This window comes from Pseudoalteromonas umbrosa, from assembly GCF_030125375.1.
In the GTDB taxonomy this organism is placed as follows: Bacteria; Pseudomonadota; Gammaproteobacteria; order Enterobacterales; family Alteromonadaceae; genus Pseudoalteromonas; species Pseudoalteromonas umbrosa.
On record NZ_JASJUU010000003.1, the window covers coordinates 955,056 to 980,224 of the forward strand.

At 42.2% G+C, this 25,169-nt stretch carries 22 protein-coding genes; 17 read left to right on the forward strand and 5 right to left on the reverse strand.

All coding sequences use genetic code 11. The features are described 5' to 3' along the window. The first annotated feature begins 159 nt into the window (after positions 1-159). From QNM16_RS13970 to QNM16_RS13980, 3 genes are read left to right on the forward strand one after another with little or no spacing between them, the layout of a single operon-like run. On the forward strand, positions 160-720 hold the full coding sequence (locus QNM16_RS13970) for an RNA polymerase sigma factor (protein ID WP_284021059.1): 561 nt from the start codon (positions 160-162) through the stop codon (positions 718-720). Next, positions 713-1,771 (forward strand): FecR family protein, encoded by a 1,059-nt coding sequence (locus QNM16_RS13975; protein WP_284021060.1) that lies wholly within the window; start codon positions 713-715, stop codon positions 1,769-1,771. Before QNM16_RS13970 ends, QNM16_RS13975 begins: the two co-directional genes overlap by 8 nt. 12 nt (positions 1,772-1,783) lie before the next feature. Next, positions 1,784-4,615 carry a TonB-dependent receptor gene (locus QNM16_RS13980; protein ID WP_284021061.1) on the forward strand — a complete coding sequence of 944 codons (2,832 nt, stop codon included), beginning with the start codon at positions 1,784-1,786 and terminating at the stop codon, positions 4,613-4,615. 537 nt (positions 4,616-5,152) lie between these two features. Here QNM16_RS13980 and QNM16_RS13985 read toward each other — a convergent pair. Beyond that, positions 5,153-6,199, reverse strand: a complete 1,047-nt coding sequence (locus tag QNM16_RS13985) for a GlxA family transcriptional regulator (RefSeq protein WP_284021062.1) — start codon at positions 6,197-6,199, stop codon at positions 5,153-5,155. A 28-nt stretch (positions 6,200-6,227) separates the two neighbouring features. Here QNM16_RS13985 and QNM16_RS13990 point away from each other — a divergent pair, with 28 nt between their 5' ends. Beyond that, on the forward strand, positions 6,228-6,833 hold the full coding sequence (locus QNM16_RS13990) for a LysE family translocator (RefSeq protein WP_284021063.1): 606 nt from the start codon (positions 6,228-6,230) through the stop codon (positions 6,831-6,833). 64 nt (positions 6,834-6,897) lie between these two features. Then, a complete protein-coding gene (locus QNM16_RS13995) occupies positions 6,898-8,250 on the forward strand; it encodes a serine hydroxymethyltransferase (RefSeq protein ID WP_284021064.1) in 1,353 nt (450 codons plus the stop codon). A gap of 72 nt (positions 8,251-8,322) precedes the next feature. Here QNM16_RS13995 and QNM16_RS14000 read toward each other — a convergent pair whose 3' ends face one another. Together QNM16_RS14000 and QNM16_RS14005 are read right to left on the reverse strand one after the other, a co-directional pair. Then, positions 8,323-9,057 (reverse strand): oxygen-binding di-iron domain-containing protein, encoded by a 735-nt coding sequence (locus tag QNM16_RS14000; RefSeq protein ID WP_284021065.1) that lies wholly within the window; start codon positions 9,055-9,057, stop codon positions 8,323-8,325. Beyond that, the gene (locus QNM16_RS14005) at positions 9,054-9,671 is read right to left on the reverse strand and encodes a chemotaxis protein (protein WP_284021066.1); all 618 of its coding nucleotides are present in this window, start codon (positions 9,669-9,671) and stop codon (positions 9,054-9,056) included. Before QNM16_RS14005 ends, QNM16_RS14000 begins: the two co-directional genes overlap by 4 nt. A gap of 171 nt (positions 9,672-9,842) precedes the next feature. On the opposite strand from QNM16_RS14005, the gene QNM16_RS14010 reads away from it, so the two are divergent. The 9 genes from QNM16_RS14010 to QNM16_RS14050 all read left to right on the forward strand — a co-directional run bounded on the left by QNM16_RS14010 (position 9,843) and on the right by QNM16_RS14050 (position 22,050). Beyond that, positions 9,843-12,122 carry a putative bifunctional diguanylate cyclase/phosphodiesterase gene (locus QNM16_RS14010; protein ID WP_284021067.1) on the forward strand — a complete coding sequence of 760 codons (2,280 nt, stop codon included), beginning with the start codon at positions 9,843-9,845 and terminating at the stop codon, positions 12,120-12,122. 663 nt (positions 12,123-12,785) lie between these two features. After that, a complete protein-coding gene (locus QNM16_RS14015) occupies positions 12,786-12,995 on the forward strand; it encodes a cold-shock protein (protein WP_023398377.1) in 210 nt (69 codons plus the stop codon). Positions 12,996-13,325: 330 nt separating this feature from the next. Next, positions 13,326-13,991: a GntR family transcriptional regulator gene (locus QNM16_RS14020; RefSeq protein WP_284021068.1), complete on the forward strand. Its 666-nt coding sequence runs from the start codon at positions 13,326-13,328 to the stop codon at positions 13,989-13,991. Positions 13,992-14,014: 23 nt separating this feature from the next. Further along, entirely contained in the window at positions 14,015-14,893 is an 879-nt protein-coding gene (prpB, locus tag QNM16_RS14025) for a methylisocitrate lyase (RefSeq protein WP_063369732.1), read from the forward strand. 84 nt (positions 14,894-14,977) lie between these two features. Next, positions 14,978-16,099 (forward strand): bifunctional 2-methylcitrate synthase/citrate synthase, encoded by a 1,122-nt coding sequence (prpC, locus tag QNM16_RS14030; protein WP_039610685.1) that lies wholly within the window; start codon positions 14,978-14,980, stop codon positions 16,097-16,099. A 100-nt stretch (positions 16,100-16,199) separates the two neighbouring features. Continuing rightward, positions 16,200-18,788 (forward strand): Fe/S-dependent 2-methylisocitrate dehydratase AcnD, encoded by a 2,589-nt coding sequence (gene acnD / locus QNM16_RS14035; RefSeq protein ID WP_284021069.1) that lies wholly within the window; start codon positions 16,200-16,202, stop codon positions 18,786-18,788. 55 nt (positions 18,789-18,843) lie between these two features. Continuing rightward, on the forward strand, positions 18,844-20,019 hold the full coding sequence (prpF, locus tag QNM16_RS14040; protein ID WP_284021070.1) for a 2-methylaconitate cis-trans isomerase PrpF: 1,176 nt from the start codon (positions 18,844-18,846) through the stop codon (positions 20,017-20,019). A 107-nt stretch (positions 20,020-20,126) separates the two neighbouring features. Continuing rightward, on the forward strand, positions 20,127-20,741 hold the full coding sequence (locus tag QNM16_RS14045; RefSeq protein WP_284021071.1) for a LysE family translocator: 615 nt from the start codon (positions 20,127-20,129) through the stop codon (positions 20,739-20,741). A gap of 13 nt (positions 20,742-20,754) precedes the next feature. Next, entirely contained in the window at positions 20,755-22,050 is a 1,296-nt protein-coding gene (locus tag QNM16_RS14050) for a class I SAM-dependent methyltransferase (RefSeq protein ID WP_284021072.1), read from the forward strand. Positions 22,051-22,057: 7 nt separating this feature from the next. Here QNM16_RS14050 and QNM16_RS14055 read toward each other — a convergent pair whose 3' ends face one another. Next, positions 22,058-22,831 (reverse strand): putative porin, encoded by a 774-nt coding sequence (locus QNM16_RS14055; RefSeq protein WP_284021073.1) that lies wholly within the window; start codon positions 22,829-22,831, stop codon positions 22,058-22,060. Between the two features lie 162 nt (positions 22,832-22,993). On the opposite strand from QNM16_RS14055, the gene QNM16_RS14060 reads away from it, so the two are divergent. The 3 genes from QNM16_RS14060 (at position 22,994) to QNM16_RS14070 (ending at position 24,558) form a co-directional block, all read left to right on the forward strand. Then, positions 22,994-23,374 carry a SpoIIAA family protein gene (locus QNM16_RS14060; RefSeq protein ID WP_284021074.1) on the forward strand — a complete coding sequence of 127 codons (381 nt, stop codon included), beginning with the start codon at positions 22,994-22,996 and terminating at the stop codon, positions 23,372-23,374. A gap of 86 nt (positions 23,375-23,460) precedes the next feature. Continuing rightward, positions 23,461-24,159, forward strand: coding sequence for an SDR family oxidoreductase (locus tag QNM16_RS14065; RefSeq protein ID WP_284021075.1), 699 nt, complete (start codon positions 23,461-23,463; stop codon positions 24,157-24,159). A 147-nt stretch (positions 24,160-24,306) separates the two neighbouring features. Next, positions 24,307-24,558, forward strand: coding sequence for a YdcH family protein (locus QNM16_RS14070; RefSeq protein ID WP_211036658.1), 252 nt, complete (start codon positions 24,307-24,309; stop codon positions 24,556-24,558). Positions 24,559-24,666: 108 nt separating this feature from the next. On the opposite strand, the gene QNM16_RS14075 is transcribed toward QNM16_RS14070, so the two are convergent. Beyond that, on the reverse strand, positions 24,667-25,071 hold the full coding sequence (locus tag QNM16_RS14075; RefSeq protein WP_081216640.1) for a hypothetical protein: 405 nt from the start codon (positions 25,069-25,071) through the stop codon (positions 24,667-24,669). Positions 25,072-25,169 lie beyond the last annotated feature (98 nt).

Consider the following 25,169-nt stretch of genomic DNA (forward strand, 5'->3'; position numbering starts at 1 on the left):
CAACCATGCTTAGATCAGAAACGAGCGTAATTTGGGTACTCAGTATTGCGTTTTAGGAAATTTGGCTGACTTGTCATACTTAAGGGCGCAGTGATAAAATCGCACATCATTTGGTCATTTCATTGCCATCGTTTTACTTTTGAGCTAGAGAGCACGCACTTGTCTGAGACAGTAAAGACAACATCAAAAATCAGCCATTTAAAAAGTCATTTGCTCACTAGTTTGTACCACAAATACAGCCAAGAAATTGGCGCTTTTTTAAAAAGTAAGTTTGGCGAGCCACCAGACTCTGAAGATATAGTACAAGCAACATTTGAGCGCTTTTCTCGGCTTGAGCATCAAGATAAAATCGAAAATCACCGTGCATTTTTGTATAAAATGGCGCAAAACTTGGTGTTAGACTTTAAGCGTTCAGAAAAAACACGGCAGCGCTATATTGACGAACAAATCTCTGATCCTGATGTCAGTTTGGACGACAGAGAGCCGTCATTCGATTTAAACAATAAGCAGAAATTGGCATTGATAGATAAAGCTTTAATGCAGCTTCCTGCGCAGCAGCGACAATTATTTCTGCTCAACAGGGTTCATCAAATGTCTTATGCCGAAATTGCCAGACGTTGCGAGATGTCGCAAACAGAAGTAAAGCGTCAGGTCGCTAAAGCAGTGCTTATTTGCAGTAACGCGTTAAATCACCATACAAAGGTAAGTGCTAATGACTAAACCCAATGATGTTTTCAGCCGCATTGACACTGACTTAAATACAACATCTTCGAAGCAACTTATCGAACAACAGGCTACCCACTGGTTGCTGATTCAAGATGAATTGGATCTTGAACAAAAAATGCAATTTGAACAGTGGCTGATCTTAGACCCCGAACATGAGCGTATTTATAGACGCCTAGAAGAAACGCTTTCATTGGTAGAGCAATTACCGGTGGCACAAAGCTCAGATTCTGAAGTGCTTGTTGAGCAATTAAAAAACTCGTCAAAAGTAACAATTAATACTGATAAGTCAGCAGCGAATAACCATGTATATCGCTGGCTTGCTATTGCGGCGAGTGTCATGTTGATATCCCTGTTGAGTTGGTTAGGACTAGAGCGACAAGAAACTGACCCTGTCATAGCACAGCAAATATATCAAACTAAAACAGCGCAAGTTGAAACATACCCGTTAGTCGATGGCAGTGTGGTGACGCTTGGCCCTGATAGTAAGTTGTTGGTGTCTATGTCAAATCAAGCAAGATCATTGAAGTTACTTTCCGGTGAGGGGTATTTTGATGTTGTTAGTGATAAAGCTCGGCCCTTTATTGTCTCTTCTGGGCAAGTGAATATTACCGTCATAGGCACAGAGTTCAATGTGCGTTTCAATCCGAGCTCGATTCAAGTGGCGGTTGCACAGGGGCAAGTTGAAGTGGAGCTGCAAGACAGGCATGCCAAACTTCAAGCAGGAGAGGTCATTATTGCAGATAACAGCAGAGGGCTGAGTCAAGTAACGTCTATTGATCCAACAGTGATTGATGACTGGCAGCAAGGACAGTTGATTTATCAAGATGCGCCTCTCGACCAAATTGTCGCCCAGCTAAATCGGTATTACGCTGGCCAGATTATTGTGGCTGGTGAAGATGTGGAACAGCTGAGAGTCACTGCCTCATTTTCAACCCAAGATATTCCGTCTGTGATACAAGATCTTGCTGCGATGTTGTCATTAGAATACACGCAGTCAGGTGACACATGGTTGCTTACTAAGCCTGCCATGGTTAAAACGAATTAATGTAAGAGTGTAATGCGAAATCTATTTTTATTGTTGAGTGGTCTGCAGTTAAGCACGTTAGCAATTGCAAGTGAGCAAAGTCTTCGTGTTGATATTGAGCCTCAGCCCCTAGTCCAGGCGTTATTTCAAGTGGCTAAGCAAAGTGAGCAGTCTATTTTTACTCAGCCAGCTTTACTTAAAGGATACCAAACGGCACAAGTGAAAGGACAATTTACACTTGATGAACTACTTCAAATATTGCTCAAAGATACTGGCCTTAAAGTTAAGCAAGCAAGTTCTGGCTTCATTGTTTACCGGCCAAATAAGGCACATGATGCTAAAAGGAAAAAGCGTAAATCTGGGTCTAAGAATAACAGTGAGATCGAAAGAATAAGCGTATTAGGTCAAAAGGGGGCAAGCACTGAGGCGGTATGGCTGAAGCACAACTATCAAGTGGGCCTTGTTGATTTAATCGCAGCAGATGATATTGGCGAGCTGCCGGATATTAATGTCGCAGATTCATATCGTCGCATCGTGGGGGTGCATACCATCAATGATTCGGATGAGGGGCAGTTAGTGACTGTTCGTGGTGTGCAATCAGGAATGAACTCGGTCACGCTAGATGGGATGGCGCTTGCCAGTGACCGGCAGCACACTCGGGGCGTCAATTTAGAAACTATTCCGGCATCTTCTGTGGGTCAGCTGTGGTTGTATAAGACCCCAGATGTGAGCTTTAATGGTAACTCTGTTGGGGCTGTGATGGATCTTAAGAGCTACAGTGCTTTTGAAAAACGCTCTCCACACTTCAGGTTTGATGCTGAATTATCTCAGTATAGTTATCAAAATGTGCCCGATGATGACGACAAGCTAGGCTTAAATATTCGTAGCCAATACAGCCGTGTTTTTGGGCAAGACTCACAGTTTGGTTTGGTTGCATTTGGTATGTACTCAGAAAAATCACGAGACCAAAGTAACCTCAGTAATCAGTACCATGTTAATAAAGATGGGCAAGCGTTTATTAATCGCTCTCGCCAATCGGCATATTCAAATGTTTGGGTACGTCAGGGCGGTTCAATCAAGCTTGAAGCAGCTCCAACAGAGCAAAGCTATGGGTTTTGGCATAGTTATTATTACCAACAAACAGAGAATGAGCCGCGTAATAGCTTTGCATTTGAGCAAGTGCCCAGAACGCCAGTAAAAGTGAGGCAAGATCAGGCTGAGATTGAACAGGCTGATTTAGTTCTGGATACTATCTATAGGGACACTGCACGTAGACAGCTTGGCAGTCATATACATTTTAAAAACGAGCTTAGCTCACGCCAAAACCTTAGCTTTGACATTGCTTACAGTGAAGCGAGTTCAGATAGGCAAGATGAAGAAAGCGTGTGGCAAAGCGCAACCAGTCCAAAAGAATATCACTTGTTGGGGTATCAATATACTGGGTTCTACAGTGATAGGAGCTGGTCAGTAAACGATCCTCGTTTTGCACAGAGCCCTCGTACCATCAAGCTTGACGAATTTGAGTTACAACGCAGAGCAAATAACAACACCATATTGGACTCACGAGTATTGTATAGCTGGCATGCCGAAGGAAGCAGGTTGGGTTGGAGCGTAAAGTCTGGACTGCGCTATACACACAGCAAGATGCGATCTAATAGGGATGTAAATCGATACGATGTCAAAAAAGATATCCCAATTGGCAAGCTTGTTGGTGACAGCAGGTATTCGGTAGATGCTTTTGGACTTAATTTACCTTGGTTGTCCAGTGAGTATGTAAGTAATTACTTTGATGAAAATATCAGTGGCTTTGAGTTAAATAACAATGCTAGTGAGTTCGCAAGCTTGAGACATGACTTTAATAGCGTCGATAAAGTCAGTGCTGCACATATTGAGTTAATTAACCAATCTGATAGGTGGCGCTGGTCTATCGGTACTCGTTACGAATCATGGCAGCAAGAAACGCAAGGGCAAGATATTAATATGAACACCCAAAGCGTGACGCCCAATACACTTTCTCTGAAAGACTCGCAGTGGTTGGGCGTATTGCGCGGTCGTTATGATATAACTGACAATTGGCGCATATTTGCCAGTGTTGGGCAAAGCGTTGCGAGACCTGATTATTTTGCCAGTAATAACCTAAACTCTGTGAATGAAAGGCGTGACTATACGGTTATCAAACGAAGCGATCCAAACTTAAAAACCAGCCTTGCAGAGAGTTGGGATTTATCAACTGAGTATTATTGGCGAGATGGCAATCTGGCTTCAATGGCGCTATTTAAAAAGTATATTGATGACACCGCAGTGGATACGCGTACTGTACTGGGTGAGCAAGATAACCGAGTGATACTTGAGCAAAAGTCTAACTATGGTCAATCTGAAGTCAATGGCGTTGAATTGAGTTTAACATTGCAGGACTGGTCTGCGTGGTCAAGGCACCTAAGAGGTTTCGGGCTGGTGGCAAATGCGACGATTTTGTCGCATGAGGTATGCTACGAAATACCCAATCAAGCAGTGTCTTGCTTAGATTATCAATTTGGCCAAGCTGATAAAACGGCGAACGTGATTGCACATTATCGATTTGTTGGCAGCAAAACAGAGATCCGTTTGGGCTATCACTACGCAGGTGAGTACTCACCTTATCAGCCGTTGCCGCTTACTGCTCAAACTCGTGAGGTGTGGCAAGCCTTTTCACAATGGGATATGCAGTTGCGCTATGACGTCAACAAAAACTGGGTGATGAAAGCCAAAGTGCGAAATCTCACCAACGAAAAGCGTCGCAGTATGACAGGTGAACATCAACAAATGTTGGCCAGTGAAATTGAATTTGGTCGCTCCGTTTGGTTTGGGGTCTCTTACCGAGGGTAATAGAGCTTACGAGTGATGAAAGCACGATAGTGAAGTGACCCTATAAAATTGGTCTCATTTCTAAGCGGCTATCAAGGCCTGATTTCGATACGCTATCGGACTCAGGCCTTTTAGTTCCAGTTTAATCGTTTTCTCTTAATTTATAGAACTCATTTATAAAGCTTTCACTCAAGTTTATTGCATTGTTTACTAAGGGCTTTTTTTTAAAGTAAGTCGTGTTTGTTGAGTGCGATTGTATAGAGAGATGGGAACGATGGGTGATCATGGCACCTACAGCACGATCTGAACCCTGCGGGTAGTGTTGGAGTTGCGCGTATTTACCTATTGCTTGATATGCATGCGTAGGAGATTGTGCAAAGAACGATATAAACAGGCAGATCAAAGTACTGAAGTGTGTGACATAACTGCATGTCAAAAACATAATAAGTTCCATTCTTATCATTTATTTTTACTATGACGTGCAAGTTAATCTAATCGTCCAAGTCTTTTGGATGTAAAGTCTGATGCATAAAAGTTTAAGCATTGAGCACGTATGTTTTACTGCGAGGCTTCGTCGCGTACTTTACTGGGAGTTTTATGAAAAAATCGCTTAAACGCCTGCCTAAAGTACTCTAGATTATCAAAACCAACAGACTCCGCTATTTGCGAGATACTTTGTGGAGTATTGAGCAGTAGCCATCGTGCCTGCTTCATTTTTAGTTGATGTAAATACTGCGAGGCAGAGCATTGAAATCGCTTCTCCATTTTTCTATCAAGCTGTCTGCGGCTGATCCCTGTGCGATTGGCAATTTCCTCAATAGTTTGTCTGTGCGCAATAGACTCAAAGATATAGGTCAGAGCTTTGTTTAGTAGAGGGTCGTTGACATTGGGGATATCGGCAAAATTTGGCTCTAACTGATTGAGTCTGGGTTGTTCAATGATCATGTCAGCAAGCCCTTTGCTAGCCTGTGGTTTGCCAAGATATGTAGAGATCAACTCAATAGCAAGCTCAACGGTTGCAGTGCCTCCAACACAGGTTGTGATCCTATTTTGCGTTTCAAATAGTAAATCTTTTGCGAGGTTGAGACGAGGAAACATGGCTAAAAACTGCTGGTGATGTCGCCAGTGTACAGTTACTTTTTGATTGCTTAACATTCCTGACTGTGCGAACGAGAACACCGCATTGTCAATTGATACCAAGTGCGCGCCTAAAGCATATGCTTTTTTTATTAACGGTTTTAATGTTTGTGCTTTTTCAATCGCAGATGAAATATTTCTTCCACCAAAAACAACAACGAAATCTGATTGATAGAAGGGTGTTAAATTATCTTCGTTAGATAAGCTCGTGACTTTATGCATACTGCCACAGCTAGAGGCAATGAGATCTTTATCTAAAGCATAGGATGCCCAACTGCAATATTTCTGAGAGCTAAAATCGGCTTCATCGGAGGAAAAGCGCAACTTATCTAAAAAGCTAGCATAAGGCAGCAAAGAAAACTCCGGTAGGAGTAACAATGAAAAGTGAGGTCTTTTATTCACACGACATGACCAGAAATCATTAAAAAAAGTCCAGATAACATAGCACTTTTTTCTTTCTTTCTCCATAAAATGTCCCTCTATTAGGGAGGTTTTTATGGTTCTAAGTGATTGGTTTATTTTGGTATTAGCATGTAGTGCTATGTCTTTTAGTCCAGGTCCAAATGCCATGTTAGCCCTGACTACCTCAATAAAGTCAGGGCACAGTAAAGGGCTGCAATTAGTTTTAGGCGGCGCGCTTGGCTTCGCTGTATTGATTTTATGTGCATTGTTTGGACTGAACTCTATGAATGTTGCATCCGAGCAATTAATAGACTGGTTTAAGGTCATAGGTAGTGGGTATTTGTTGTATTTAGCAACGAGTACTTGGATAAATAGCTCGAAAGGACTGGTTGAAGCTAGCAGTGAAGTGCACTCAGGCTATTTTTTCAAAGGCTTTTTGCTGGCGTTATCTAACCCCAAAATAATTTTGTTCTGGATTGCGTTTATTCCAACGATTGTTGATGTCAGCACGATAGATTTTTCGTTTGTTTTAATTTTACTACTTACTTTTTTAGTGATTGAAGTCTTTGCTGAGGGTGGGCTGGTGCTACTTGGGGTGAAGGCGCAAAAAATACTGCAAAAGCATGTTACCCGTATTGAGAGAGTAAGTGCCATTATTTTAGCTGGGTTTGCGGTTTTAATTTTATCTGCCAGCCAGTAGCAGATGTTTTACATAACTATTCATATAAATATATTAATAACAAAGAGGCGTAGAAGGAGCTTTTATGAACTTTGATAGACAACTTATCTCAGGACAACAAGGTTTATTAGAAAAGGGCATACTCGAATTAAGTCGGCAAGACGCTGAACTTGCAAGGTTACTTGATGATGAGGTTGTCAGGCAGCACAATACATTATCTTTGGTGGCATCTTGTTGCACTGTAGACCCTAGAACGCTGGCCGCATCAGCATCTGCTTTGGTGAATGTGACAGCTGAAGGCGGACCGGGTAAACGTTATCATGCAGGGTGTTTAAATGTTGATAAAGTTGAGTCATTGGCCATTGAACGCGCAAAGTCACTGTTTGGAGCGCAATATGCGAATGTTCAATCACACTCAGCATCTAATGCAAATTACCAAGTGTTTTCAGCGTTGCTGAAGCCCGGTGATACTTTTTTAGGGATGTCTCTAGATCATGGTGGACATTTAACGCATGGCAGCCCAGTAACTGTATCTGGCACTTTTTATAAAGCAATTGGCTATGGGACGACAGATGAGGGTTTGATAGATTACGAGGAAGTTCGCCGACTTGCACATGAGCATCACCCAAAACTGATTGTTTGTGGCGCAACAGCCTATTCAAGGGTGGTTGATTTTGCTCGTTTCAGAGAGATAGCGGATGAGGTTGGTGCCATTTTAATGGCGGATATTTCTCATATTGCGGGGTTAGTAGCCACTGGGTTACATCCAAGCCCTGTTGATCATGCCCATGTAACGACAACTTGTACGCACAAACAGCTGGCAGGCCCTAGAGGTGGGTTAATATTGTCTGGTCGAGATGCAAATGACATCGTACCCGGCTTCAACTTGCCTTTTTCTCGTATTCTAGATCGCGCTGTGTTTCCTATGATGCAGGGCGCCCCCGCGGTGAACATTATTGCTGCAAAAGCCGCTGCATTTGGCTACGCACAAAAGCCTGAATTTAAACAATATATTACTCGTATCCGCCATGCTGCTGATACCATTGCTGATGCGTTTAATGCTCATGGGTATGAAGTGATTGGCGGTCAAACGAATAATCATACTGTGCTAATCAAGCTCAGAGGAGAGCTCACAGGTACAATCGCTGAAGAGGCGTTGGAAGAGTGTGGGATCACGGTGAATAAAAACAGGATCCCTGGTGAAACCCGTTCTTCATTTGTTACCAGTGGACTGAGAATTGGCACCGGTGCACTTGCGCAGCGACATATGGATGAAATTGGCTGTAAAAAGGTGGTCGAGTTGGTGTGCCGTATTTTAGATGCTGTGCACATTGTCAGCGAGAAGGAGTACCGTTTGAATCCAGAACTAAGAGATGGGTTTATCAATGAAGTACAAAGTGTGTGTCGTGACTACCCTATTTTAAGTTATACCCAGTAGCTACATAAAAGACCAAGCGCTCTGATATGACAGAGCGCTTTATAAATTCTCACAGACTGAACAATTTGGTGTTCATTTAGCAGCGCTACCTACATCTAATTTATCAAACCATTCCAAAAACTCTTGTACTTGCTCGCCTTTATAAAGCTTGCCATGATTGGGTGCAAGTATATTAATATCAAGCTCTTTAACTCTGGCAATCCAGTTTGCTTTAGCTTGGTTAGACGGCATCCAGCGTTTGTGAAATTGTTCAATATGTTTCACATGCAGTGAAAAATCTTCCACGAATTTAGTATCACTCGGCGCTTTGATTGCTGAACCAACATTAGCACTCATTAAAACTTTAGCTGTGGGATCATATAGATGAAAATTGCCAGCTGCGTGCAAGTAGTGTGCGGGAAGTATGCGTAAGCGCACGCCACCCAATTGAATTTCCCCACCTTCATCACTGACGCCTTCAAAATGAAGATTGTCTAAGTCAAAGTGGCCGATAAAACGATCCCATAAAGAGGGCGCGTATAACGTGGCGTTTGCGATGGCTTTATCCCATAAACTTAAAGTTGCAATAATGTCAGGATCTTGATGGGATGCAAACAAGGTTGTCAATTTATCGAGTTCAGTATGCTGTAAGACAGCTGCTAACATTGGAGAGAATAGTTCAATCCCACCAGGGTCCATTAGCAACGATTCATATTCACTGTGAATAAAGTATTGATTAACCGCGCTGTGTGTATCGTTTTTTGAGCCACTGCATTCAAGCATCATCCAACTGTGTGTTTTTCCTTTGTATAATTCCGCTAGTTTCACTTTAAAACTCCCCTTAGAGTATGGATTTCACTTAAGTTGTATACAACAGCGGTTTTGATTGTTTTAGCTGCACTTGCAATAAAGTCAGATACAGATTGCAAACTGTCACTAAAGTCCCCAGCATTGGTGGCTTCAACTCTACTGGTTACGGCAATATATTCGGCGCTTTGCATTTGTTTTTGAATGTCTTCAAAGTGATTTTCAAGTTCGCTCAGAGCCAGAGATAGTTGTGACGCTGCGCGTCGCTGTGATTTAAGCGCTTCTTGATACATAGCATCTGCTTGCTTTGAGTTTATATGTGTTTTGAGTAGTGTCATTTGATGAAAATATTGACTACAGCGTACTAATTTATGCGCGACTTTAAACAGCTGATTAGATAAGTCCGCAATTTTAGTCGTAGAAGCAATAGTTTGTTCTGAGAACTCATCGATAAAATTGGTAATGGGTTTAAAACCTAGCGCTGCATCCCCTGCTCTTAGTGCTACGACTCGTGCATTTTTAGCGGTCAGAGAAAGGTTTTTCGCTTGGGTTAAAATGGACTCCAAGTTCGCGATTATTTGCGCTACGCGCACAAAGTTTTCAACCACTTTTACATCGTCGCTTATGCTTATCATTACTTGATCTCAATAACCTTGCCCTTAATAGATTTAGGACAAAAGTAGGTTAAATTCCAGAAATATAAATAATCAATTAATTGCAGTGACTGTTAAAGTTGACCATCAGAGTCTAAGCTTAATTGATACTAAGGATATTTTTATAACTCTATTGATTTTGCGCGAATGCATATGAATCGACTCACACAAAAACTGTTACTCAGTGTCTTTTTTCTGCTCGTTGGCCTCTCATTTGGTGTTCAGATAAGTCAGTTTATAGAAAATTGGATTTTTACCGAAGTAGGTCAGTACGGTAATGAATCTCTAATTGAACTTTTTAACTACTTTTCTCTTGGTATTATTGGCTTTGTGATGGCCATAGTTTTAGGCGGCGGAGTGATTTATTTCGCGCGAAAAAAACAGCAAGAAATTGGTTTTGGCGAACATGGCGAGCTGTATTATGAGGTGTTTAGGGAGTGCTTAACGGCACAGTTTTTGGTTTGTGAAAATGGCACCTTATATGCTGTTAGCCAAGGACTGTGCAAACAGCTTCGTACTTCGGAAGAGAAATTGGTTGAGTTAGGGTTAAAAGGGCTCATTGATGAGTCTAGCTTTGAGAAATTTATACGTTGGCAAAAAGAGGGTGATGACTTTGCACAATTGTCATTTAGACCTTTACATGCGACACAGAATCAAGAAGAGTTCATCGTTTCAATCAATCATACTCATTTACAAGGGGTGTTTCTTGGTCAGCTGGTTGATGTCGCTAAGCAAAGTGAGTTACAAAAACAGCATGAATTACTGGCGATCACGTTAAGTTCTGTCGGCGATGGGGTTATTTGCACAGATATAGATAACAAGATTACCTTTATGAACCCTGTTGCTGAAGCTGTTTTGGCTCTGTTGAGCGATGAGGTTAAAGGGAAAGCATTTCAAGAAATCATGCCACTATTTCATGAAGATAGTAAAGAGCCCATTAATGACCCAATGCAGCAATCTATGCAAGAGCTTCAAACTGTTTGCCTTAGTGAACTGATTTGCTTTAGAAATCATCTTAGCCTCGACTTTGCGATAGAGGTTTGTTGCTCACCTATTTTCATTCGCGGCGATAAAATTGCTGGCGCTGTGTTGGTGTTTCAGGATGTCACGGAATCGCGCCTGATGCGAAAGAGAATGAATCACTTGGCCCATCATGATGCATTAACTGGTTTGCCAAATAGGTTACTTTTGCAAGACAGGTTGGTTCAGTCATGTAAAAGAGCTAAGCGTCACAAGCATCAGTTTGCGCTGATATTTTTAGATTTAAACAAGTTCAAAGCAATTAATGACTCCCTTGGTCATGACAGTGGCGACGAGTTATTGAAGCAGGTGGCTAAGCGTCTAACCGCGAGTATCAGAGCATGTGATACGGTTTCACGCATTGGTGGCGATGAGTTTGTACTTCTGATTGACAGTATGGACGACAGAAAACATGTCCGGCATGTGGTGGAAAAAATATTTCACGCTTCAAGTGGTGACTATGATTTGAGAGCGACTCAGGTGAATGTGTCATTTAGTGCGGGCGTTGCGTTATATCCCGAAGATGGTGAAAACGCCGATATATTGATGAAAAGTGCCGATACGGCCATGTATAGAGCCAAAAAAGTGGGACATTCTAATTACCAATTCTATTGTGCTGAGCTCGATAAAGAAGCTGAGCTATATCTTGAAAAAGAAACAGCCATGATAAAGGCGCTTAGAGAAAAAGCATTTTTACCTTATTTTCAGCCCATATTAAATGCACAGACGCTGGTTATAGAAAAAATAGAAGTCCTCGCACGTTGGCAACACCAAGATGAATTGATCGCTGCAGAGCAATTTGTCGATGTTGCAGAAAGTGCTGGGATAAATGGCCATTTAAGTATGTATGTTTTTGAGCTTGCAATACCGCAGTTTGTAGAGTGGTTAAAAGATTACCCTCACCTACAAATGTGTTTAAACCTGTCGATAAAGCATTTGCTAAATAGTATGTTTACAGAACAGCTAATGACACTATTGAACACATATCAGTTAAGTCCACAGCAGTTTGAACTAGAAATAGCAGAGCGCCCATTACTAGAGCGTGCGGATGAACTTAAAGCAACGCTCAATGCGTTAAGTGACCTAGGCTTTAGTTTGGCCATCGACGACTTTGGTCTTGGTCACACTAATCCTTCTTTGCTCAAAGAATTGCATTTTGATTCGATAAAAATCGATCCTAGCTTTATTAATGAAATCGGTGGAGCAGAGCACCAAGACGACCTTGCCTTAGTAATGATTAATATTGCTAAGAGTCTTGGCGTTAACTGTATTGCTGAAGGAGTAGAATGTGATATACAGGCAACGACACTCGCTTCCCATGGCTGCGATCAATTACAGGGGCATTTATTTTCTTTACCAGTACCAGGTACAAAGGTGGATGAATTGTTGGGTCAATCCTTTTCGATTAAATAAGCTTGGACACCATTTTCTGCTCTACGCGCTGGATGGATTCAAAATGCAGTGCAATTGTTAACATTCATTTTTTTCGGTATTGATTACACTAGTTTACTACTTTGGCGGAGCTGGACTTTTTAGGTATTTTATTTTTATTGTTATTATTGCAATTTTAATTTGTGGAAGGTCAATTATATCTGCGGCTTTATACCACCATATTTGCTAATAAATAAAGTATTGGGAAAACAAATTCGAGCATAAATGCATGCACTTGAAATGCTATTTTTATGCAGAAAAATCAATAAAAATCGATTCGCATTGATATACACTAAAGCCTTATTTTTACTGGGGCTGTAGCGGTGTCTCTAATTGTTCACAATGCTTATGTGATTATGTCATTAAGCATTCATAAATATGTTTAAAAATTAGTTGACTTAGAGGGGCATCCCTATAAGATGAACATAGACAGAATTTCGGTCAGTGTTTATAAATCTCCATTACGTTGTTGTATAAGTGTTAGCTTGTAGTAGTACCGTCCTGAAGTTTTATCACCGGCAAAATTTAGGTCTATGCGCCCACAAGGGCATAGGTTTGCCAGTTTATAAAGATGGATTCTCTTTAAGCAGTGTAGAATTTGCTTTTAAGGATTGGCATTTATATTTTTTATCAGGATTTATTATTATGTCTAATACTTTAACAGGTACAGTAAAGTGGTTTAACGAGTCAAAAGGCTTTGGTTTTATCGCTCAGGAAAATGGCCCAGACGTTTTTGCACACTTCAGTGCAATTAAAGGCGACGGTTTCCGTACTCTAGCTGAAGGCGAGCGTGTAGAATTTAAACTTACTACAGGCCAAAAAGGTCCTCAAGCTGAGGAAATCGTTAAGCTGTAACTGTCACAGTTTATACGAATTCTAAAAGGCAAGCTAAGCTTGCCTTTTTTATTGCCTATACACCGCTGTTTTTAAACTTACCACTCCTAAATTATCTATTATCTTATCAGCGCTTTAGCATGCTTCTTTGCTGATTTACTAAACGCTTGTCACGTTAGTTTATTACTTTATCTGTATTATTAAATTGGTAGGTGCTTGCTCAGCCATAATAAATAAGGTGAATAGTGTGAATAACAAGATTGTCGACAATTTATTTGTTTGCAGGTTGACGTTAACGTAAAGTGTATCTATATTGTTGGCAATTGATAAAAACTATTGCGTGATCATTTGATGAACTTCTTTAAAGAGAAAGCTGTAACTTCTTCAGATAAAACGTTTTTTCATTTAAGGGAAGAAATTGTTGAAGGTCATATATCAGCTGGTTCAAAGCTGAGTGAAGTTGAATTGTCGACAAAGTATGAGGTTAGCCGTGCAGTCGTTCGTGAAGCTATTAACCGCTTAGAAGCATGCAATATTGTTGAACGCAAAGCCAATGTTGGGGCGCGCGTCGTGACTCTAACGTCCGAAGGCTTGCTTGAGCTGTACCAGATCCGTGAAGCATTAGAAGGCATGGCGGCAAGGCTTGCAGCACAAAATATGCCTGATGCTGAGATCAATCAATTAAGCAGTTTGTTAGAAGGCCAGCAGGACGAGGTAAAGCAGCGCAACGTCTACTATCAAGAGGCGGGTGACTTGGACTTCCATTATCGAATTATTGTTGGCAGTCAAAATCAACAACTGATCACTATGTTGAGCAATGGGATTTACCACTTAGCAAGAATGTATCGAGTTCAGTTAGGTATGACTGGACCAAGAGTGACAACAGCTTATGACGAGCACATACATATCGTAAGAGCCATTGCAAATCGTGATGGTGAATTGGCAGAGATTTTAATGCGACGCCATATTCAATATTCAAAAAATAATATCGCCGTCAAGCTATCAAATATGAAGTAAACATCACAGGAGAGTACACCATCATGAGTGCAGGAAAAAAATTTCGTGACGCGTTAAATGCAAATCAACCATTACAGATTGTAGGCACGATTAACGCTTACAGTGCGATTATGGCAAAGCAAATAGGTCACCAAGCAATTTACTTATCTGGTGGTGGTGTCGCAAATGCATCATACGGCTTACCTGATTTAGGCATGACCTCTTTAAATGACGTCATTGCTGATGTTCAGCGTATTACATCTGCTTGTGATTTACCGCTGATGGTGGACATTGATACAGGGTGGGGCGGTGCGTTTAATATTGCCAAAACTATTCGAGATATGGAAAAAGCAGGCGCTGCAGCGGTACATATTGAAGACCAAGTGGCACAAAAGCGCTGTGGCCATAGACCAAACAAAGAAATTGTATCAACAGAAGAAATGGTCGACCGAATTAAAGCGGCGGTGGATGCCCGTACTGATAAAGATTTTTTCATTATGGCGCGCACTGATGCCTTTGCTCAAGAAGGCTTAGACGCTGCGATTGCACGTGCAAAAGCCTATGTAGAAGCGGGCGCAGATGGCATTTTTGCAGAAGCGATTCAAACTGAAGAACACTACAGAGCATTTTCAGAAGCGTTAGATGTGCCAATTTTAGCGAACATGACAGAGTTTGGTAAGACTGAACTTTGGAGCAAGCAACAGCTTGGTGAGTGGGGCGTCGGTATGGTGCTGTATCCTCTAAGCGCATTCCGTGCGATGAATAAAGCAGCCGAGCTGGTATATCGTACTTTATTGAATGATGGTGACCAAAAAGCAGTTGTAGATACCATGCAAACACGTATGGATTTATATGATTATCTTGGTTATCACGATTACGAGCAAAAGCTTGATGCATTGTTTGCCCAAGGTAAAAACAAGTAACAAATAATATAAAAGAGCGTGTTTTAGCACGCTCAGAAAAAAGATTCTAAAATTCAGCAGGTAAAAAATTTTCAGGAGAAAGTAATGGCTAAAGTACTAAGCGGTGCAGGTCTACGTGGTCAAGTAGCAGGGAAAACTGCATTATCAACAGTAGGAAAATCTGGCTCGGGGCTAACTTATCGCGGTTATGATGTTAAAGATTTGGCTGAGAACTGTCAGTTTGAGGAAGTTGCATACCTTATTCTTAAAGGCAAACTGCCAAATCAAAGTGAGCTTGACGAATATAAAGCTCTATTGAAGTCAATGCGTGGTTTACCTGTGGCACTTAAAGACGTGTTAGAGCGTATTCCAGCAGATGCACACCCAATGGATGTGCTGCGTACAGGCTGCTCTATGTTGGGTAACTTGGAAGGCGAAGCCAGCTTTGATGAGCAAGGTAAAGTGACTGACCGTATGCTGGCGTGTTTCCCAAGCATCATTTGTTATTGGTATCGCTTTAGCCATGATGGTGTTCGCGTTGATGTTGAAACAGATGATGATTCAATTGGCGCGCATTTTTTACATCTACTACGTGGTGAAAAGCCATCAGAGCTTCACGAGCGCGTTATGCATGTATCACTTATCCTTTATGCTGAGCATGAATTCAATGCATCTACTTTCACTGCGCGTGTATGTGCGTCAACACTATCAGACATGCATTCTTGTGTGACAGGCGCAATTGGTTCACTGCGTGGTCCACTTCACGGTGGTGCTAACGAAGCTGCGATGGAGATGATTGAGCGTTTTGAATCAGCGGATCATGCTGAACAAGAAATGATGGGCATGTTAGAGCGCAAAGAGAAAATCATGGGCTTTGGTCATGCGATTTATTCTGAATCAGATCCACGTAATGAAATTATTAAAACATGGTCTGAAAAACTGGCTGCAGATGTTGGCGATACAGTGCTTTACCCTGTGTCTGTTCGCTGTGAAGAAGTGATGTGGCGTGAGAAGAAGTTATTCTGTAACGCGGACTTTTTCCATGCATCTGCATATAACTTCATGGGGATCCCAACGAAGCTATTTACCCCAATTTTTGTGATGTCTCGCCTAACGGGCTGGGCTGCACACGTGATGGAGCAGCGTGCGGATAACCGTATTATTCGTCCTTCGGCTGAATATACAGGTGAAGATCTTCGCCCAGTGCCTGCGATTGCAGCGCGCTAGTTAGCCGACGACTTATATAGACCGTAAGTCGTGAGCATGCAGTGCTTTATAGCGCTGCATGCTAAGCACATCGTCACCTCTTCAGTTGGAAAAAGCAGTTATGAACACCCAATACCGTAAACGATTACCTGATTCTACCCTATGTTACTATGATACGCGCGAGGCCATCGAAGCGATAAAGCCCGGCGCATATGATGGATTACCTTACACCTCTAAAGTCCTTGCAGAAAACTTAGTGCGCAGAGCTGAGCCTGAAAAGCTTAATGACTTTTTGACACAAATAATTGAAAGACGCAGAGACCTGGACTTCCCATGGTTTCCAGCGCGCGTTGTGTGTCACGATATTCTTGGTCAAACAGCACTGGTTGATTTAGCTGGCCTTCGTGATGCCATTGCAGAAAAAGGAGGCGATCCTGCCAAAGTTAATCCGGTTGTACCAACTCAGCTAATTGTTGACCACAGTCTGGCTGTAGAGCATGCAGGTTATGAGGAAAATGCGTTCGAGAAAAACCGAGCGATAGAAGACCGCCGTAACGATGACCGTTTCCACTTTATAAATTGGACAAAAACAGCGTTTAAAAATGTCGATGTGATCCCACCGGGTAACGGTATTCTTCACCAGATCAATCTAGAAAAAATGTCACCAGTGGTTCAGGCGCGAGATGGGGTTGCATTTCCTGATACGTTAGTTGGCACTGACAGTCATACACCACATGTTGATGCACTGGGAGTGATTGCCATTGGTGTGGGTGGCTTAGAAGCGGAAAGTGTCATGCTTGGCCGTGCATCATATATGCGACTGCCGGATATTGTGGGTGTTGAGCTGGTGGGTAAACGCCAGCCGGGTATCACTGCAACTGATATTGTTTTAGCCATTACTGAATTTTTACGTAATGAAAAAGTGGTCTCGACCTACTTAGAGTTTTTCGGTGAAGGCGCAAATGACTTAACCCTTGGCGACCGTGCGACGATTTCAAATATGACACCCGAATATGGCGCAACGGCTGCTATGTTCTACATAGATCAGAAAACCATTGATTACTTAAAGCTCACGGGCCGTGATGATGAGCAAGTCGAGTTAGTAGAGAAATATGCCAAGCTGACTGGTTTGTGGGCTGATGCCATGACTGAAGCCAAGTATGAGCGTGTATTAAAGTTCGATTTATCCAGTGTAGGACGCAACTTAGCGGGTCCATCTAATCCGCATCGCCGTGTGGCAACGCAAGATTTGGCCAAACAAGGTATCGTGGCTGATTACGAAAAAACTGAAGATCAAATGCCGGATGGCGCGGTGATCATCGCTGCAATCACCAGCTGCACCAATACCAGTAATCCACGCAATGTGGTCGCAGCTGGGTTGCTGGCAAGAAACGCCAATAAACTTGGCCTGAAGCGCAAACCTTGGGTCAAAACATCATTTGCACCGGGCTCCAAAGCGGTGCGCTCTTATATGACTGAAGCAGACTTACTACCAGAGCTTGAAGCGCTTGGCTTTGGCATAGTGGCCTTTGCATGTACTACGTGTAACGGAATGAGTGGGGCACTTGACCCTAAAATTCAACAAGAAGTTATCGACAGAGACCTGTATGCAACGGCTGTATTGTCAGGTAACCGAAACTTTGATGGTCGTATTCACCCATATGCAAAGCAAGCATTCTTAGCGTCACCGCCATTGGTGGTGGCTTACGCAATTGCAGGTAGTGTGCGCTTTGACATTGAGCAAGATGTCCTTGGTCATGACCAAGCGGGCAACCCAGTAACACTAAAAGACATTTGGCCAAGCGATGAAGAGATTGATGCGGTTATAGCAAAAAGTGTAAAACCACAGCAATTTAGAGAAGTATACGACCCGATGTTCAACCTCACGGTTGATTATGGTGAAGATAACGACCCATTGTATGAATGGCGCGAAATGAGCACCTATATCCGTCGCCCTCCATATTGGGAAGGTGCGCTTGCAGGCGAGCGTACGATGAAAGGCATGAGGCCGCTGGCAATTTTAGGTGACAATATCACTACCGATCACCTTTCACCTTCTAATGCAATTATGGCAAGCAGTGCCGCGGGTGAATACCTTGCCAAAATGGGCCTGCCTGAAGAGGACTTTAACTCTTATGCGACACACCGAGGAGATCACTTAACCGCGCAGCGTGCAACGTTTGCGAATCCGAAGCTATTGAATGAAATGGTGAAGGAAAATGGTGAAGTGAAACAAGGCTCTCTTGCACGTGTTGAGCCTGAAGGCCAAGTGACACGTATGTGGGAAGCAATCGAAGCATATATGGATAGAAAGCAGCCGCTTATTATTGTGGCAGGTGCGGACTATGGTCAGGGCTCCTCGCGAGATTGGGCGGCAAAAGGGGTGCGACTTGCGGGTGTTGAAGTGATTGTTGCTGAAGGGTTCGAACGGATTCACAGAACCAACTTGATTGGTATGGGTGTATTACCGCTCGAGTTTAAAGCTGGCACAACAAGATTGACACTTGAGTTAGATGGCACAGAGACCTATGACGTTGTGGGTGAGCGTACACCGGGTACAACGTTGACGCTGGTGATTAATCGCCGAAATGGTGAATGTATCAAAGTGGATGTAACGTGCCGATTGGATACCGCAGAAGAGGTGTCTATTTATGAAGCGGGTGGCGTATTGCAGCGTTTTGCAAAAGATTTTTTAGAAGCCAACGCTTAACCAACATTATCAAAATAAACCCAAGCAATGCTTGGGTTTATTGTTAGGAAGGATCATGAGTTTTAAACCACAAATAAAAATACCTGCTACATATATGCGTGGCGGGACATCAAAAGGCGTATTTTTCAATTTAGAAGATTTACCTAAAGGCGCACAAGTTGCCGGTAAATTGCGGGATGATATTTTACTTCGCGTGATCGGCAGCCCAGATCCGTATGCTAAGCAAACTGATGGCATGGGGGGAGCGACTTCCAGCACCAGTAAAACGGTCATTTTGTCAAAGAGCACACAAGCCGACCATGATGTTGACTACTTGTTTGGACAAGTGGCTATCGATAAGCCATTTATCGATTGGAGCGGTAATTGCGGTAACTTAACCGCGGCGGTTGGTGCTTTTGCCATCAGCAATGGTTTGGTTGACAATACTCGCATACCTGAAAATGGCATTGCAGTTGTCCGTATTTGGCAAGCAAATATCGGTAAAACCATCATCGCACATATTCCTATCACCAATGGTGAAGTGCAAGAAACTGGCGATTTTGAGTTAGATGGGGTGACGTTTCCGGCAGCTGAAGTGGTTGTTGAGTTCTTAGATCCAGCTGATGCTGATGCCGATATGTTCCCAAGTGGCAATTTAGTGGATGTACTTGAAGTACCTGATGAAGGGGCTTTTGATGTCACTATGATAAATGCAGGGATCCCGACTTTATTCTTTAAGGCTGACGATTTGGGTTTTAATGGCACTGAGTTGCAAGAGGCAATAAACGGTGATGAAAATACGTTGCAAAGGCTAGAGAAAATTCGCGCTTATGGTGCGTTAAAAATGGGTCTGATCAACGATTTGGAAGAAGCTAAGGTTCGTCAGCACACACCTAAAATAGCTTTTGTTAGTGGCCCTTGTGCATACTCTGCATCCAGTGGTAAAGCCATTAGTGAGCAAGATATCGACCTAAATGTACGAGCTTTATCAATGGGCAAGCTCCATCATGCGATGATGGGTACAGCCGCGGTGGCCATCGCAACTGCGGCGGCAATTCCGGGGACTTTAGTTAATGAAGCTGCTGGTGGTGGACAGCGAAACCAAGTCACGTTTGGGCACCCGTCAGGTACCTTAAAAGTCGGCGCTGAAGCTGAGCAAAATGGACAACGCTGGCTGGCGAAAAAAGCCATCATGAGCAGAAGTGCACGTGTATTGATGGAAGGCGTTGTTCGCATCCCGTCACCCGAATAAAACGCAATAGGTTGAGGTGTTCACCTCAACCGTCCCTCGTCAGTTTTTCGACGAACTCAACACAAGAAAAAACAAAACATAAAACAAAAGGAAAGTTTGGAGACCCCATGCTAGAAGCCATTATTTCGCTCGCATTTACAACCTTTTTGTTACTTGGCTCACCTGGTCCTGCCCCATTGGCGCTCGCCGCTGTTGGGGCAAGCTCTGGGATTAGAGAAGGAGTGCCATTTTTACTGGGTATTTTGAGTGGCTTGCTGGTCGCTATTGTTGCGTCGGCAACAGGATTAGGAGCGTTACTGTTGAGCTTCCCGCAATTAACGCACCTATTGCAAGTCGCGGCTTTACTCTACTTACTTTACGTTGCATATAAAATTGCTACCAATAAAAGTGCTTTATCTTCAACTGGAGATAAGTCCGTTGGTTTTATGGATGGGTTTATTTTAAATTTGTTTAATCCCAAAGCTTATGCTGCTTGTATCGCTATATTTGCTAATACAGCTTTGCCATTTGAATCTCAAGTGCAGGCCAGTGTGGTTGCGGCCAGTATACTGTTTGCGGTTGCTATCGTGGCAGATGCGCTATGGCTATATTTTGGCGGAGTGTTACATCGAGTTGTAAAAACTTCACAACAACTCAGATATTTAAGACTGTTTTTTGCAAGCCTTTTAGTTTTACTTTTGGGGTATGTCACTCTATCCTCAAACCTAATTCTAAGTTTCTAAAAATAGGGAAGTTATGGGGTTATCTAAATCACAGTTTGTCGATGTTGCGCAGGTTTTACTGAATGCTCCAAAAGGGGCTGTCGATAAAGTTGATATCAAAGCTATGGTGGATTATTTAGGCGCTGTTACTGGGATATTTACCAGTACAGATATGAATTATTCTGATAAAACAGAAACCGCGTCAGGTGTTGCGATTTCTCCCGTGCAAGCGGCAAAATGTTTTGAAGAAACAGTGCGAACACAATTATTTGCTCAAGGCGTCGCACAAGCGATAAATGACTGCATTAGAGAAAATGACGCTCCCGTTAGAGTACTTTATGCAGGGACTGGACCCTATGCTACTTTGCTTATACCTTTATTGGTGGTGAGTGATAACTTACCTGTTGAGGTTACCTTAATTGATATTCATCAAGAGAATATTGATGCGGTGCATAAGTTAATTAACCACTTTAATCTTGATCATTACCACATTCGTACGCATCATGCAGACGCGACGTTATGGCATCCCGAGTCGTCTCAAGAACATTTTGATATTATTATTTCAGAAACTATGACGGCTTTGTTAAAACGCGAACCACAAGTATATATTTTCAAACATTTGGTTCAGTTTTTAGCGCCTGAAGGCGTGCTTATTCCGCAGCAGGTGAGCCTAAAAGCGTGGTTGACTCAAGGCGAGAATAAGGATGAGCGAGCTGAGTTACTTGGCGAGTTTTTCTGTTTAGATAAATCAACATCTTTGGCTTTAAGTCAGGAAGATTTAAGCTGTTTCTCATCTTGTCTAGCTATTCCTGATAAAGATTGGTCAGGTTATACAGTTAAGCTCACCACGGATATTCAAGTATATGGTGATTTAGTATTAACTGAAGGTGATTGCAGCTTAAATATTGCGTTTAACTTTAGCCCTTATGATGTCGTACTGACGGCAAATGAGACTATTCAGTTTGATTATGTAGCACCAAGTAGCCCAGACTTTTCGATTCTGTTCCCAAAAGCACAGTGGCAGTACAGTGATTACGCATTACCGAAAAGTGACGACGTTGGCAGGCTAGGATTGATGCAGCTGAAGCGCAGTTTTCAAAGAGCTTTTATGATAAAACGAGGAGAGCGGTTTGAGGTGCTTGATGCAGAGTGGCACGCAGAGTTAGTGATCTATGACATGCTTGCATTAAACTGTGCCGAGGTAACAGCAAAAATGTTTGAATTAGAGAGCTTCGCTGATTTTGAGTCATGGGTTGAGACAAGCACCGGCGCCTTGTCACATACGAAAGTAGAAGCTATCAATGATGCTTTTCGTCGTCGCATATACTAATCGACGGTTAAAACTGAGCTTGCATAGACATCTCTAAAGATTGCTCATCATCACTTTGCTCTTGATATCTAGCTTTGACAAAAAAGCTGTGATTAACAAAATACTTGCCTTCGACGAGTAGATGCGACTCATTGCTGCCCAGACCAAGGGCGAAGTGTTGGTTAAAATAGTAATTCGCAATGAAATTGTTGTGGTTTTTGCTGCTTGTGTTTTCGTGGGTTAAATCAAGTGTGAAGTATTGCTGCTCTCCTAGGCGTCGAAAGTAGCGCACTTCTACCTGCCAGTTGTCCAATTCATCATCACTGACTAGTGTGGTACCCACATAAGCATTTTCATCGATATCTATATTGAGCTGGCCTTGCAGCCAAATAATATCGTCTGCGCCCGCCTGTTGCTGATGTTTGGCGCTCACTTTCAAATTATCAAAAAATAAATAGCCAAATCCGATAGTGTAGTTGTCGTCGGTCTCTCCTAAGTCAACAATACTTGCTGTTGCAAACCAATTTGAAATAAACAGCTCACCTTCCAAACCTGTAAATGCAGATTGTTCATCATTGGTATACGTTGCCAGCAGATTGGTGTCTGTATCTAGATAACCGAAGTCATCCCACACCCAAAAGTTGGCTTGAGGCGCAAAGTAATAGTGGCTACTCAGCTGCAAGGTATGCGTGTTCGCATCCTCTAGTTTGGTATAAGTGGCTTGATTGAACCAAGTCTTTTCTGTTTGTGCATAGCTGTAAGTAGTGATCAAACTCACTAAAAAAAAGATTATTATTTTCAATGACTTTCCCATTTTTTTAGGCTTACTCGGAGCAAAGGTTTTAATGAGCGCGTTTTTTTAAGCATAGTATATTTATTAAAATGTGCGCGATAGCTTAAATTGAACTATTGTAAAAAAGGGCATTGTTTACTTATTTTTTACTTTCTAAAAGCGGCATTTGCAATGAGTGAATTCCATGGTATTTCAGTTGGTACAGAGCGTCGGGACTTCGGCTTATTACTGAGCTTTAAAGCCGTTGGCAGGCTCACTCACCAAGACTATGTGGTTGTCTTACCCATAGTTGATCAAGTGGTCATGCACAGTATGAATGAAGATATTTGTGTGTTAATTGATCTAACTGAGTTACAAGGGTGGGAAGTAAGTGAAGCATGGACTGATATTCGACTTGCTTGCAAATACAGTGATCAATTTACACGTACTGCCGTAATTGGCTGCAATCGGTGGCAGAGAATTATGTCCATCATTGGTGGCTGGGTACTAGGCGGGCAAACACGTTATTTTTCTGAACCTCATTCTGCACAGCATTGGCTCAATCATATGTGATGATCTAGGGCAATGTTGTTACCACTTGATTTGCATTCTCTTATTCGTTAAAACTCTTTTATTTACGGATCAAGTTTGGAATACATATGGCGTGCGTATTGATCACTGGGGCAAATAGAGGCATTGGGCTTGCTCTTGCAAAATTATATCTAGATTCTGGCTGGCATGTTCTGGCAACCGTTAGAGACATAAATTCAAGCCAGGCCTTACGTGATTTGGCCGGGGGGAGCGCATCAGGTGTGCTTGATATATACCCATTAGATGTTACTAACTATATTCAGCTTGACGACCTAGCTAAGCAACTGAGTGTGCTGGCGATTGATGTTGTGATCAATAATGCTGGATTATATGGACCAAAGGGGTATGGTTTTGGGCACTGTGATGTCGAGGCTTGGCGCAGGGTAATGGAAGTTAACGCCATTGCGCCTGCCAAGTTAGCTGAGGCGTTTTATCCAAACCTGTTAAGAGGGCAATGTAAAACTTTTGCTGCCTTATCTTCACGAGTTGGCAGCCATACTGAAAATACTAAAGGCGGTGGATATATTTATCGAAGCTCTAAAGCTGCGCTGAATTCTGTAGTAAAAAGCTTGTCTAATGACTTATTACCACAAGGCATTAAAACGGTTGCCTTACATCCAGGTTGGGTAAAGACACAGATGGGTGGCCCGAATGCTTTGATCACGCCACAAGAGTCGGCATTGGGGCTAAAACGTGTGTTAGATGAGTTACAAGAGGAGCAAAGCGGTAGCTTCTTGAGCTTTGATGGTAGTGTCATACCTTGGTGATTTAACATCTTTAAAGTGCATGCTATATGCTTTTGAAGTGGTTTTATAAGACGGATAACCAATGTATTGCTGATACAGATCAATAACCATTTATGTGTATCAGTAACAATGAAGTTAAGCCAATAAATATCTCAGAAGGATCCATTTATGAGCATAGAAAAACACGACTTATTGCACGAATTTCCTGATCACCACCACACTATCCGCCATTTAAAAATGAATGACAACCACTTTGCAAAACTGTTCAATAAATATAATGAGCTAGACAAAGAAGTGCGTCGAATTGAAGAGGGTGTTGAAAACACCACTGACGATTACTTGGACACGAAAAAAATGGAGCGTGTTCAGCTTAAAGATGAATTATTTGGTTTGATAAAAAAGACAGAAGCGACAATTTAACTTGTATGCTTTTGACCTAATTTAAAATAGGAGGTCAGTGACCTCCTATTTATACATGTTACTTTGCAACTATATACAACGCTGTTTAGCTTATGATGCCAAACCTGATTATTGGCATTTTATTGTTGCATAAAGCTGATAACATTGGTTTTTACTGCCTGTGCTCTTGTATACCCAAGACTTTCCATACCAGTCGTAATTTGCATATGAAGACTCATCTTCACCACATGTGATTGTGCTGCCACTGACTTCTTGGTTGTGACCACGCTCTTCACAGAACTGGTTACCATTTGTTGAACCTACAAAAAACGGCTGAAGGCGACCATTTACCCAAACACGAGGGCTGTAATATGTTACGACGCTTGAAGCAAATACCCCTTGATTGGCTGCGATAGTGACTTCTGCTTTTTCAAATGCAACATTACTATTTTCCATTGTTTCTAGTTCAATTGCATTGGCCGCTGCAACACCAGACAGACTTGTAAATAAAGCTGCGATTACTAACTTTTTCATTTTATTTTCCTTATTTGAGTTTAATTGCCTGTCTCATTAAACGGTTCAAATATTGAAATAAGATGTGCTTTTTGTTTAATTTTTGATCTTTTTGTGTG